Annotated in this window: 9 protein-coding genes and 1 pseudogene; 7 read left to right on the forward strand and 3 right to left on the reverse strand. The window is 73.0% G+C overall.

All coding sequences use genetic code 11. The annotated features are described in order from the left end of the window. From HGA02_RS02650 to HGA02_RS02670, 5 genes and pseudogenes are all read left to right on the forward strand, one after another. Positions 1–844: pseudogene (locus HGA02_RS02650) on the forward strand (hypothetical protein); the annotation flags it as partial. Positions 845–995: 151 nt separating this feature from the next. Continuing rightward, positions 996–2,006 (forward strand): thioredoxin-disulfide reductase, encoded by a 1,011-nt coding sequence (gene trxB, locus HGA02_RS02655; RefSeq protein ID WP_168677293.1) that lies wholly within the window; start codon positions 996–998, stop codon positions 2,004–2,006. Continuing rightward, positions 2,006–2,338, forward strand: a complete 333-nt coding sequence (trxA, locus tag HGA02_RS02660) for a thioredoxin (protein ID WP_168677295.1) — start codon at positions 2,006–2,008, stop codon at positions 2,336–2,338. Before trxB ends, trxA begins: the two co-directional genes overlap by 1 nt. 478 nt (positions 2,339–2,816) lie before the next feature. Then, the gene (locus HGA02_RS02665; RefSeq protein WP_168677297.1) at positions 2,817–4,169 is read left to right on the forward strand and encodes an aminotransferase-like domain-containing protein; all 1,353 of its coding nucleotides are present in this window, start codon (positions 2,817–2,819) and stop codon (positions 4,167–4,169) included. Between the two features lie 442 nt (positions 4,170–4,611). Continuing rightward, the gene (locus HGA02_RS02670) at positions 4,612–5,559 is read left to right on the forward strand and encodes a D-alanine--D-alanine ligase (RefSeq protein WP_168677299.1); all 948 of its coding nucleotides are present in this window, start codon (positions 4,612–4,614) and stop codon (positions 5,557–5,559) included. A 63-nt stretch (positions 5,560–5,622) separates the two neighbouring features. On the opposite strand, the gene HGA02_RS02675 is transcribed toward HGA02_RS02670, so the two are convergent. After that, positions 5,623–6,936: a ParB/RepB/Spo0J family partition protein gene (locus HGA02_RS02675; protein WP_168677301.1), complete on the reverse strand. Its 1,314-nt coding sequence runs from the start codon at positions 6,934–6,936 to the stop codon at positions 5,623–5,625. Beyond that, the gene (locus HGA02_RS20710; protein WP_168677303.1) at positions 6,933–8,009 is read right to left on the reverse strand and encodes a ParA family protein; all 1,077 of its coding nucleotides are present in this window, start codon (positions 8,007–8,009) and stop codon (positions 6,933–6,935) included. Before HGA02_RS20710 ends, HGA02_RS02675 begins: the two co-directional genes overlap by 4 nt. A 12-nt stretch (positions 8,010–8,021) precedes the next feature. Here HGA02_RS20710 and HGA02_RS20715 point away from each other — a divergent pair, with 12 nt between their 5' ends. Further along, entirely contained in the window at positions 8,022–8,480 is a 459-nt protein-coding gene (locus tag HGA02_RS20715) for a hypothetical protein (protein ID WP_168677305.1), read from the forward strand. 595 nt (positions 8,481–9,075) lie between these two features. Here HGA02_RS20715 and rsmG read toward each other — a convergent pair. Further along, positions 9,076–9,879: a 16S rRNA (guanine(527)-N(7))-methyltransferase RsmG gene (gene rsmG, locus HGA02_RS02690; RefSeq protein WP_343035223.1), complete on the reverse strand. Its 804-nt coding sequence runs from the start codon at positions 9,877–9,879 to the stop codon at positions 9,076–9,078. Positions 9,880–11,095: 1,216 nt separating this feature from the next. Between rsmG and HGA02_RS02695 the strand changes: the two genes are divergently transcribed. Continuing rightward, positions 11,096–13,171 (forward strand): esterase-like activity of phytase family protein (locus HGA02_RS02695; protein WP_343035224.1); only part of this gene is annotated, 2,076 nt, incomplete at its 3' end.

Below are 13,171 nucleotides of genomic sequence, written 5' to 3' on the forward strand. Positions count from 1 at the left end.
GTCGGTGCCCCGTGCTCTCGTCGCGCACGTCCCGCCGCCCCCCGGCGACCCGGCCGGACCCGCCGGCACGTACGGCGCCGCACCCGTGCGTCGACCCACGTCCGCGTACCGCGCCGACGGCTCGTCCGGGCTGCCGCCCGTGCTGCCCCCCGACGACGGTCTCGAGTCCTTCGACGAGCTCGGCTGGGGCGAGCCCGACGCCCCCGAGCGCCGCCGCTTCGACCCCACCAAGCTCGTGCTCGCGGTCGTCGCCGTCGCCGTGGTCATCGGCGTCGTGCTGGCCTTCCGGGCGCTCTTCTCGTCGCTCGACCCCGGGGACACCGGGGCGCAGCCCGACGACCAGACGCAGGAGCAGCCCGCCGAGTCCGCGGCACCGGAGCAGCCCGGTGAGACGCCCGCAGGTGAGGCGCCCGCCGCTGCCGCCCCCGTGATCGCCTCGACCACGTCGTTCGACCCGTCCGACTCCGACGGCGAGCACGAGGAAGCCGTCGCCCGCGCCTACGACGGCGACCCGTCGACGTTCTGGTACACCCAGACGTACAAGCGCGACGACTTCGCCGGCTTCAAGAACGCCGTCGGCTACATCGTCAACCTCCAGGGCCCCTCGACGCTGTCGAAGGTGACGCTGCACGTCAACGGCACCGGTGGGAACGTCGAGATCCGGAACACCACCGCAGCCGACCCCGGCGGCGGCACCGTCCTCGCGTCCGGGCCGGTCGGGCCCGACACGGTGTTCGAGTTCGACCCCGTCGAGGCGTCGACCGTCGTCGTGTGGATCACCCAGCTCCCGACCGCCGCCGACGGCGGCTTCCGCCTCGAGCTCAACGAGATGTCGCTCGGCTGACCCCGACCGCACGGACCGCACGACCGCACGGAGGGCTGCTCGCCGCCACGCGCCCCGGCGGTCGGGACCTGGAACAGATCCGGCCTACGATCGGTTGAGCGAACAGCCCGCAGCCGGCACCCCGCCGGCCCGCCGTACCCCAAGGACTCACGTGAGCGACCAGCCCAGCACCGTGCGCGACCTCGTCATCGTCGGATCGGGCCCCGCCGGCTACACGGCCGCGATCTACGCGGCCCGCGCCGGTCTCGCGCCTCTCGTCGTCGCCGGCTCCGTCACCGCCGGTGGCGCGCTCATGAACACCACCGAGGTCGAGAACTTCCCCGGCTTCCCCGACGGCATCCAGGGCCCCGAGCTCATGGACGCGCTGCAGAAGCAGGCTGAGAAGTTCGGCGCCGAGGTGCTGTGGGACGACGCCGTCGCGCTCTCCCTCGAGGGAGACGTCAAGACCGTCACCGTCTCCGGCGGCGAGACGTACGCCGCGCGCGCCGTCATCCTCTCCACCGGGTCCGCGTACCGCGAGCTCGGCCTCGACGACGAGAAGCGGCTGTCCGGACGCGGCGTGTCCTGGTGCGCCACCTGCGACGGGTTCTTCTTCCGCGACCAGGAGATCATCGTCGTCGGCGGTGGCGACTCCGCCGTCGAGGAGGCCACCTTCCTCACGCGGTTCGGCAAGCGCGTCACGCTCGTGCACCGCCGCGACCAGCTCCGCGCGTCCAAGATCATGGCCGACCGTGCCGCGTCCGACCCCAAGATCGAGTTCGCGTGGAACTCCGAGGTCGTCGCGATCCACGGCGAGGACAAGGTCACCGGCGTCACCCTGCGCGACACCGTCACGGGCGAGACGCGCGAGCACCCCGCCACCGGCGTGTTCGTCGCGATCGGCCACGTGCCGCGCACCGACCTGCTCGTCGGGCAGGTCGAGCTCGACGACAACGGGTACGTCTCGGTGCAGGGTCGCTCCACGCTGACCAACATCCCGGGCGTCTTCGCCGCCGGCGACGTCGTCGACCACACCTACCGCCAGGCGATCACCGCGGCCGGCTCCGGCTGCGCCGCCGCGCTCGACGCGCAGCACTACCTCGCCGCGCTCGGCGACACCGCGCACGACGTCGTCGACCCGGTGCCCCCGACCGTCGCGCCCGTCCTCGTCCAGGAGGTCTGATGAGCACCCTCACCGCCGTCACCGACGACACGTTCCAGTCCGAGGTCCTCGACTCCCCCATCCCGGTCATCGTCGACTTCTGGGCGCCCTGGTGCGGCCCGTGCCGCATGGTCGCCCCCGTCCTCGACGAGCTCGCCGCGCAGTACGACGGCCGCGTCAAGATCGTCAAGGTCAACGCCGACGAGAACCCGCAGGTCACCGGCGACTACGGGATCGTCTCGATCCCCACGCTCAACGTGTACGTCGGCGGGGAGCTCGTGAAGTCCGTCATCGGCGCCCGTCCCAAGGCGTTCTACGCCGGCGAGATCGAGGACGTCCTCACCGCCGCCTGACGTCAGCCGCACGACCCACGGGCCGCCGCTTCCCACCAGGGACGGCGGCCCGTCCGTCTGCCGTCCGGCGTCGCCCGCGTCACCGGTCGCACAGCCCGCCGCCCGTCGTCGTCGCCCCTGGTCAGCAGGCAGGACCCGCGCACCAGCGCGTCGCGTGCAGGTGGCGGCGTCCCGACGGTCGGAGCGTCCCTCGCCACAACCCGTCGCCCGTCCCCTCACGCAGTCCGTCGCCCGTCCCCTCACACCGCCCGTCCCCTCCCACGGCCCGTCGCCCGTCGCCCTGCAAAGCCCGTAGCCCGTCACCGCGAACAGCCCCTCGCCCGCCCCTCGCACCAGCCGGTCGCCCGCGTCCTCGCCTCCGCGCGCACGCGACTCGCAGCGGCTCCGACCTCCGCCGGCCCCGACCTGCACGGGACCCGCACGTCTCGCCGCACGCCTGCTGCGCGGGCGCGGCGTCGTGACGTGCGACACTGCCAGGATGACCACGCAGCCTGGGCCCCCGCGCGAGACGTCGGGCGGCCACCCCACGTCCTCCGCCGCGGCGGGCACCGGCACGCGCCTCGACCCCTGGCTCTCGGCGTACGCCGAGCGCACGCACGGCATGCGCGCCTCCGAGATCCGCGCCCTCTTCGCCGTCGCGAACCGACCCGAGGTCGTCTCGCTCGCGGGCGGCATGCCGTTCCTCGAGGGTCTCCCCCTCGACGACCTCGCGGAGCTCGCCGCGCGCGTCGTCGCGACCCGCGGCCTCCAGGCGCTCCAGTACGGCTCCGGCCAAGGCGACGAGACGCTCCGCGAGCAGATCCTCGACGTCATGCGGCTCGAAGGCATCGACGCCCACCCCGACGACGTCGTCGTGACCACCGGGTCGCAGCAGGCGCTCGACCTCGTGACCAGGATCTTCGTCGACCCGGGTGACGTCGTCGTCGCCGAGGCCCCCTCGTACGTCGGCGCCCTCGGCGTCTTCCGCGCCTACCAGGCCGACGTCGTGCACGTCCCGATCGACGCCGACGGGCTCGACCCCGACGCGCTCGAGGCGACACTCGCGTCGCTCGCCGCCGCAGGTCGCACCGTCAAGCTCCTGTACACGGTGCCGAACTTCCACAACCCTGCCGGAGTCTCCCTGTCGGCCGAGCGCCGCCCGCGCGTCCTCGAGATCGCGCAGCGGTACGGCGTCCTCGTCGTCGAGGACAACCCGTACGGGCTGCTCGGCTTCGACACCGAGCCGCGCGCCGCGATCCGGTCGCTCGACGCCGACGGTGTCGTCTACCTCGGGTCGTTCTCCAAGACCTTCGCGCCCGGTTACCGCGTCGGCTGGGTCGTCGCCCCGCACGCCGTCCGCGAGAAGCTCGTCCTGGCCTCCGAGTCCGCGATCCTCTGCCCGTCGAACGCGTCTCAGCTCGCGATCTCCACCTACCTGTCCACCGCGGACTGGCGCGGCCAGATCAAGGTCTACCGCGAGCAGTACCGCGAGCGGCGCGACGCCATGGTGTCCGCGCTCGCCGAGCACCTGCCCGAGGCGTCGTGGAACGTCCCCGACGGCGGCTTCTACACCTGGGTCAGGCTGCCCGACGGCCTCGACGCCAAGGACATGCTGCCGCGTGCCGTCACCGCGCGCGTCGCGTACGTGCCGGGCACCGCGTTCTACTTCGACGGCTCCGGCGCCGACCACATGCGACTGTCGTTCTGCTACCCGACGCCCGAGCGCATCCGCGAGGGCGTGCGGCGGCTCGCGGGCGTCGTCGCCGGGGAGCGCGAGCTCGTCGAGCTGTTCGGCACCAACGCCGGCGGCGCGTCCGACAGCGTGCAGTCCCCCGGTCCTGACGTCGCCTGACCTCGCGCGTCCGTACCACTGCCGTGGCTGCCCCGCCGATCGCTCGCCCGATGTCCGCCGTGCCGGCCGACCCCGGGGTCGCGCGCCGGGGATCCGCCCGGCGCCTGGTCGTACCGGTCCTCCGAGTTGCGTCCGTCGTCTCAGGCGGCCACGCGACCCGCGTCTGGCTGGTCGACCCCTGCATGGCGCGCCGAGCATCCGCCCGACGCCTCGACGTCCTCGTCGTCGATCCGGCGTCCGCGCTCTCGCGTGTCCGCTCGACGTCCGTCGTGGCTGCGGCGGCCCCGACGTCGGCCGCACACCGTACGCGTCGATCGCGAGGAGCCGAGGGCTCGACATCCCGTGGTGATCACGCACGTCCCCGCCCGCACCGGCACGCGACCCACCGCCCTCGTCCTCGTCCTCGTCCTTTGTCGCCTCACGTCCTCGGAGGAACCACGTCGTGACCATCTCGCCTTCGCCGCGCGTCGCCGTTCTCGCGGGCGGCCTCTCGCACGAGCGTGACGTGTCGCTTCGCTCCGGGCGGCGCGTCGCCGAGGCGCTCCGGTCCGTCGGCGTCGAGGTGTCGATCCACGACGTCGACTCCGACCTCGTGCCCGCGCTCGGCGATCTCCGCCCCGACCTGGTGTGGCCGCTCCTCCACGGTGCGTCCGGTGAGGACGGCTCCGTGCGCGACGTGGTGCAGCTCCTCGGCCTGCGGCTCCTCGGTACCGGCCCGCGCGCCAGCCGTGTCGCCTGGAGCAAGCCGATCGCGAAGACGATCGTCGCCAGGGCCGGGCTCGCGACACCCGAGTTCGTCACGCTTCCGCAGTCGCTCTTCCGCGAGCTCGGTGCCGGCCGCGTCCTCGACACCGTCGTCACGCGGCTGGGGCTGCCGCTCGTCGTGAAGCCGTCGCGTGGCGGGTCGGCGCTCGGCGTGAACCTCGTGACGTCCGCCGACGACCTGCCCCGCGCCATGGTCGACTGCTTCGCCTACAGCGACACCGCGCTCATCGAGCGGGCGGTCGTCGGGACGGAGGTCGCGGTCAGCGTCGTCGACACGGGCGACGGTCCGGTGGCTCTCCCACCCGTCGAGATCGTGACCGACGGCGCGTACGACTACGACGCGCGCTACAACCCCGGGCGGGTCGAATACTTCATCCCTGCCCGGCTCGACGACGACGCCGCCACCGCCGTCCGCGAGGCCGCCGTGACCGCACACCGGTCGCTCGGGCTCACGCGCCTGTCGCGCACGGACCTCATCGTCGACGACGAGGGGCAGGCGTGGTTCCTCGAGGTCAACGTCGCCCCCGGGATGACCGAGACCTCACTCCTGCCGCAGGCAGCCGAGGGCGCTGGGCACAACCTTGGCGACTTGTACCGATCGCTGGTACTGGCTTCCCTCGAGTGACGCGAAGGGGCGCGAACCCGCAGGTCCGCGCCCCTTTCGTCACCGTTCCGACGTCCTGACGGGTCAGTTCTTCAGCAGGCCCGGGTCCTCGGGCGCCAGGCTCTCGAGGATGCGGTTGAGATCCTGCACCGAGGCGAACTCGACGGTGAGCCGGCCACGCGTCTTCCCGAGTGCCACCTTGACCCGCGTGTCGAATCGGTCCGACAGCCGCGCGGCGAGGTCGTCGAGCGCCGCGTTGCGGTCCCCCGCTCGCGGCGCCGCCCGACGCGTCGGGGTCGCACCGTCGACGCCGAGCGACACGATCTCCTCGACCGCGCGCACCGAGAGTCCTTCGGCGACGATGCGCTGCGCGAGTCGCTCGATCGCCGCGCCGTCGCTCAGACCGAGGAGAGCGCGAGCGTGGCCGGCCGAGAGCACGCCCGCGGCGACCCGACGCTGGACCAGCGGGGGCAGCTTGAGCAGACGGAGCGTGTTCGAGATCTGCGGCCGCGACCGGTGGATCCGGGTCGCGAGCTCCTCGTGCGTGCAGCCGAAGTCGTCCAGCAGCTGCTGGTACGCCGCCGCCTCCTCGAGCGGGTTCAGCTGGGCGCGGTGCAGGTTCTCCAGCAGCGCGTCGCGCAGCAGGTCGGAGTCCTCGGTGTCCCGCACGATCGCCGGGATCGTGTCGAGGCCGGCTGCCTGCGTCGCGCGCCAGCGGCGCTCGCCCATGATCAGCTCGTAGCCGTCCTCGACCGCGCGGACGACGACGGGCTGGAGGACGCCGATCTCGCGGATCGAGCCGACGAGCTCGTCCAGCGCCTCCTCGTCGAAGACGGTGCGCGGCTGGCGCGGGTTAGGCCGGATCGCGCCGACCGGAAGCTCGGCGAAGCGGGCGCCCGGGACCGGGACAAGGCCGTCGAGGTCCGTGTCGACCACCGCGGCCGTGGTGCCGTTCGACCCGGCCTTGCCGTCCGAACCCGGCGCACCGTCGGCCGACCCAGCCGTCGACGGCGACGCCCCGTCGACGCTCACCGCACTGTCGACCCCGTCGCGCGGCGCGACCTCGCTCGGAGTCACCTCCTGCACCAGGGCTGCAGCGGCCGTCGCGCCGTAGGTCGCCGCCCCGTTGGTCGCCGCCCCGTTGGTCGCCGCCCCGTTCGTCGTCGCCCCGTCGGTGGCGCTGTCCGGAACGCTTGCGGACGAAGCCCCCACCGTGGCGGCCTCCTCCGTCGAAGAAGCGCTCGCGCCTTCGGCGGCGGTCGTCGCCGCAGCGTTGTCGCGCTTGGCGTCGGGGAAGAACACGTCGACCGGACGCTCGCCCGACGGCCTCTGGCCGTCGAGTCCTGTCGGGATGAGTGCCCCGAGACCCCGGCCGAGCCCGCGTCGCTTCTCGCTCACTGGTCCTCCTGATGTGCGGCCATGACAGGCTCGCCGTGGTGCTGCTCGTGGGTCGCGGCGACGGCGGTCGGCGCGGCGGTGTGCGGGTCGATCGCGGTGTGCTGGTCGCCGGCGGCGGAGTCCGTGTGCTCGGCGTGGCCGTGCGTGACCGACTCGGCGGCCACGCTGGCCGACGCGACACCGTCGGCGCCGTCGGTCGATCCGTCGGTCGTGGCAGCACCACGCTCGGCGATCTCGCGCGCTGCCTCCAGGTATGCCAGGGCGCCCGAGGAACCCGCGTCGTACGTCATCACCGTCTGGCCGTAGCTGGGCGCCTCCGAGATCCTGACCGACCGCGGAACCGTGGTCCGCAGGGTGCGGTCCGGGAAGTGCGTCCGCACCTCCTCGGCGACCTGCTGCGCGAGGTTGGTCCGTGCGTCGTACATGGTGAGCAGGATCGTCGAGACGTGCAGATCGGGGTTGAGGTGGGCCTGGATCAGCTGGATCGACTTGAGGAGCTGGCTGAGCCCTTCAAGCGCGTAGTACTCGCACTGGATCGGGATGAGCACCTCGCGTGCGACCACGAACGCGTTGACCGTCAGCAGCCCCAGGCTCGGCGGGCAGTCGACGAAGACGTAGTCGATCGGCTCGAGCCCCTGCGCCGCGCGCCACTCCAGGTACCGGTCGAGGGCGTTCCGCAGGCGCGTCTCCCGGGCGACCATCGAGACGAGCTCGATCTCCGCACCCGACAGGTCGATCGTCGCGGGCAGGCACCACAGGTTGGGGACGTCGGGACTCTCCTGCACGGCCTCCTCGATCGGGGCGCCGTCGACCAGCACCTCGTAGATTGACGGGGTGCCGGCACGGTGGTCGATGCCGAGCGCCGTGGACGCGTTGCCCTGCGGGTCGTTGTCGAGCACCAGCACGTTCAGACCGGCCTGGGCCAGCGCCGCCGCCAGGTTGACCGTGGTGGTCGTCTTGCCGACGCCGCCCTTCTGGTTCGCGACGGTGATCACCCGCGTCGCGGACGGACGCGGGAACCGGCGGCCACGAAGCTCGATCCGGCGGCGCGCGTCCAGCTGCAGCTCGGCCATCAGCGGCGTCTCGTGATCCGCCTGCGGGAGGCTGTTCACGAGCGCGGCGCGGCGGTGCTCGTCGCTGTCGACGTGGAGAGGGCCGGGGTCACCGCTGGCAGACAGCGGCCAGTGCTCAGGGTTCACGTGCAGTTCGTTGTCCTCATCGGGCGCCGCGGCGCGGTCGTCGAGACCGCTCGGGATGCTGGTCTCCGCAACCCCGTACGCCCGTTCGTCGCTCTCCGGTCCAGCCGCCTCGGGCTCCGTGGCGGACTCACGACCAGCGGACGACTGATCCGCGGTGCCGGCTGCACCGGGTGCAGCAGGGTTGTCGACAGATTCTCCCCCATCAACGTCGACCCCCGTGACCGTCGAGAGGGTGCTTTCCGTCGTCTCTTCCTCAGCTGCGTGGAAGTCGTTCGGCGCCGACGCCGTCGGCTCGTGGAAGATCCGGACGCTGCCCTCGTCGGTGCGCACTCCTGTTTCACGTGAAACGGAGTGGGAGTCCTGGGACTCGTCAGTGCCGAACGGAGTGGCGCCGCCCGAACCGTCGGACGCACGCTCGGCGGTCATTCCAGAGGGGGCGGAGGGCTGGTCGCTGACGGCGGTCGCGCGCCACTCCGGAACCGACGGCCGCGAACCCGCGTCGGACTGCCGCGCGTCGTACCCCGCCTCTGACGGCTCGACGCCGCGCTCGTCGTCGGGTGCCGATGTCCAGCCCTGACCCTGGGCGGGTCCCCACGACCCGTTGGGCGTCGGTGTTGGCGCCGTCGTTCCACGTGAAACGTCAGCGAACCCCGCGTCGGCGGCCCCGAACGGCTCACCCTCTGCGTCGCCCGGAACGCCCGGGGCGCCCTGTGCGACCTCACCGCTCCCCCACGCGAGGCCGTCGGCCGCCGGCGAGTAGGCGTCGCCGCTGGCCGTCGCGCCGCTCTCGGTCGGTGGGGTGTGCGGGTCCGTCGCCGCGGTTCCGTCCGGCGTCCACACGGGCACCTCGGGTTCCACTCCGCCCGGCGCGGCGCTGAACGGTGTCGGCGCTGGCATCAGGTTCGGCTCCGCCGACACCGGCTCCGCCTTGCGCTTCTTCCTACCGAACACCTGCCACCTCCCGTACGACTCGGACGACTCGAGTGGGCTCGACTCCCGCGATCGTCGACGCCAAGGCCACCTCGGCAACGCCAGCACCCCACTTCTTCCCGACGTGCTTGGCGTCCTGCACTTCCTGCTCCGCCTTGTCGCCCTTGAGCGCCACGAGGACGCCGCCCGGGCGCAGGAGCGGGAGTGCCATGCGGTAGAGCTTGTCGAGCGCGGCGACTGCGCGTGCCGTGACCGCATCACCGACGAGTCGGCCGTGGACGTCCTGGGCTCGGTTCCGCTCGACGATCGCGTTGTCGAGCTTCAGATGCGCGGCGACCTCGGTCAGCCAGTCGGTACGCCGCTCCATCGGCTCCAGGAGCACGACCTCGCACTCGGGTCGCATCGCGGCCACCACGATGCCCGGCAGTCCGGCACCGCTCCCGAGATCGATGATCCGCCCTTGCTCCGGTAGGAACGGCACGACCGCTGCGGAGTTCAGCAGATGGCGAGACCACAGCCGTGTGACCTCACGGGGTCCGACCAAGCCGCGGAGTACGCCCTCGTCGACGAGCATCGAGTGAAACCCAGCGACCGCCGTCCACGCGTCCCCGAAGAACTCGGCCACGGCAGGGTCGCCCGTGAGGGGATCGTCAGCGCCTGCCACCTCGGGGGCCTCACCCGTCACTACGTCCCCCGTTTCACGTGAAACAACGCTTCGTGTCGCGCCCCTCGGCTCGCCGTTCACACCAGCAAGCGTCCTCTCGAGCCGCTCGTGCGCCGCGGCGACGACCCACCGTACCGTGCGGTCCTGCACCTCTCCGGACGATCCACAGGCGGGTCGCGGACCCATCACCGACATCCCGCCCGACACGCCGACGCCGCGCGGCGACCTTGTCTCGAACGCCGCACACGGCCGTCATCTCGGCGCCGCGAATAGCGATCAATGCTCGCGCCCGACGACGCATCCGTGTCCGTCGGCACCCTCTTGTGCCTCCCCCCGCCCGCCCGGTGCTACGCGGGCCTCCGCGGGAGATCACCACTTCGACGGATGAGGTAACCGGACCCGGTGCCGGTGCGCGCCTCGCCGCTCACGTCGCCCACAGCCTGAGGCCTGGCGCCGATGTCTCGTACCCTGCCCCCACCGACACACTCGCGCCGCGCCCCGATCGATGCTCAAGACGGCTCTCCCTGCTCGTCACTGCCGTTGCGACGTCGGTACACAGCGGGCGACGCGTGACCTGAGCGCCGCGTGTGTCCGTGCACGACGGCAGCAGACGGCGTCCTACGGACAGCCATCGACGCACGGCCTGTGACGTGCGGCACTCGCCGCATGGCGGTCAGCGCACGGCGCGCTTCACGCGGCCTTGCGGGCGCCCGGCGCCCCTGTTCGACGCGCTCCTCTCGTCCTCCGTAGCCGGCGTCCCTGACCGCGCCACTTGGTCGTAACTCGCGTGCCGCACTCCTCTCGCCGCATGTTCCCTGCGCCGCGATCTGCGCTCTCATGCTCAGATCCCGGATGTTCGCCGCTGCCGCTCGCCGACTGACTGCCCACGCGCCAAGCGCACTGTGCGCTCCCGCTCGTGCTACTGCTCCTTGTTCCCCAGCCACCACTCCAACTCCTTGCTCCCCGCCGCCGCTGCCACTTCTCCTCCTTGCTCCTCACCTCTCCTGCGCGCCGCTACCCGCCGCGCGCTCCCGGCCCGCCCGGCCTCGCCACCCGCCGCCCCACCCGTCCCCCCCGTAGAGCACCGCTCGGTCCTCTGTCCCACTGGCCACCGGCCCTACGCACCTTTGGCGACCGTCGGCCCCGACCCCGCCGTCCCGCCGGGACGGCGGCCGCAGACGAGACCGTCGCGGAGATCTCTGCGGTCAGCGAGGACGGCCGCACGTTCGTCCACACGGACGCGCTCGCGCGGCGGATCGGCTTCGTCGACCTCACGGACCTGTCGCACCCGGCGGGCCTCGGCACGCTCGACCTGCACGCAGGACTGGGAGTCGGCGAGCACGCCGAGCCGACGTCGGTCGCGGTCGTGGGAGACCACGTGCTCGTCGTCGTCGACACCTCCGCGTCCTTCACGGACCCGTCGGGCGTGCTCGCGGTCGTGGACCTGAAGACCCACGCGCTCGTCCGCACGCTCGACCTGGGCGGCCAGCCGGACTCGATCACGCTGTCGCCGGACCGGCACCGTGCGGCGATCGCGATCGAGAACCAGCGCGACGAGGACGCGACGCCGGCCGCCGGCAAGAAGGGCGACCTCCCGCAGCTCCCGGCCGGGTTCGTGCAGCTCGTCGACCTGACCGACCCGGCGACGCCGTCGACGTGGAGCACGCGTGCCGTGCCGTTCACCGCGGAGGACGGGTCGGCGCTGCCGTCGTTCGTCGCCGCGGGCCTCGACACCCCGCAGGACCCGGAGCCCGAGTACGTCGCGTTCGACCCGACGGGCACGACGGTCGCCGTGACGCTCCAGGAGAACAACGGCGTGGCGCTCGTCGACGCGGCGACCGGCACGGTGAGCCGCGTGTTCAGCGCGGGCACGGCGTCGGTCAGCGGCATCGACGTGAAGAAGGACGGCCGGATCGACCAGACCGGCGCGATCCCGGCGACGCCGCGCGAGCCCGACGTGGTCGCGTGGCTCGACGCGGACCACCTGGCGACGGCCGACGAGGGCGACTGGAAGGGCGGCACGCGCGGCTGGACGGTGTTCGACACCGAGGGCCGGGTCGTCTGGGCGGCGGGTGCCGAGCTCGAGCGGCTCGCGGTCCGCGTCGGCCTGCACACCGAGGACCGCGCCGCCAAGAAGGGCGTCGAGCCCGAGGGGCTGGCCGTCGCGACGTTCGGCGGCACGCCGTACGCGTTCGTCGGCTCGGAGCGCTCGAACTTCGTCGCCGTCTACGACGTGACCGACGCGACCGCGCCGCGGTTCGTCCAGGTCCTCGCGACGACGAACGGCCCGGAGGGTCTGCTGCCGGTGCCGTCGCGCGGCCTGCTGCTCGTGTCGAGCGAGGAGGACGACGCGTCCGTGCTGGTCCGCTCGTCGGTCTCGGTGTTCGGCTTCGGTGCGGCGCACGCGTCGGCCGCCGGGCCCCCGGAGTTCCCGTCGGTGGTCTCCGCCGACGACGCGGCAGGGAACCCGATCGGCTGGGGTGCGCTCGGCGCCCTCACGGCCGACCCGACCGACGACGACCGCCTCTGGTCGGCCACGGACGCCGCGTACAGCCCGACGCGCCTGCTCGCGCTGGACGTCGCGTCGACGCCGGCGGTGATCGACCGCGAGGTGACCGTCACGCAGGGCGGCACGCCCGTGGGCCTGGACGTCGAGGGTGTCGCCGCACGAGCGGGAGGCGGGTTCTGGCTCGGCGTCGAGGGCGCGACGGGCACGGGCAACCAGCTCGTCCGCGTCGACGCGTCCGGCGCCGTCGTCGAGACCGTCGCGCTGCCCGTCGACGTCACCGCGGGGCTCACCAAGTGGGGCGTCGAGGGGGTCGCGGTCGCGACGGACGGCGGCGGCGAGCACGTGTTCGTCGCGCTGCAGCGGGGCCTCACGACGGACCCGGGCGGCCTCGGCGGCGCGGCGCGGATCGGCCGCTACGACGTCGCCACGTCGTCGTGGACCTGGTTCGCCTACCCGCTCGAGACCACCGCGACGGCCGGCGACTGGATCGGGCTGTCCGAGGTGACGGTCGTCGACCACGACACCCTCGCGGTCGTCGAGCGCGACAAGCTCAACGGGCCGACCGCCCGGGTCAAGCGCGTCTACGCCGTCGACCTGCCCGCCGACCCGGCACCCGGCACGGTCGCGACGCTGACGAAGACGCTCGCGCACGACGTCCTGCCCGACCTGCGCGCCACGCACGGCTGGACGCAGGAGAAGCTCGAGGGCCTCACGGTCGGCGGCGACGGCACCGTCTGGGCGATCACGGACAACGACGGCGTCCTCGACGCGACCGGCGAGACGGTCCTGCTCGACCTGGGCCGCGCGTCCGACGTCTTCGCGGGCCACCTCGACCCGGCCCCGACGCCGTCCCCGACGCCCACCGCGTCGCCGTCCGCCTCGCCGTCGGTCATCCCGGCGCCGGGCGACGTACCCGGCGCAGGCCCGGTCCGG

Origin of the sequence: Cellulomonas septica (assembly GCF_012396155.1) — a bacterium.
In the GTDB taxonomy this organism is placed as follows: Bacteria; Actinomycetota; Actinomycetes; order Actinomycetales; family Cellulomonadaceae; genus Cellulomonas; species Cellulomonas septica.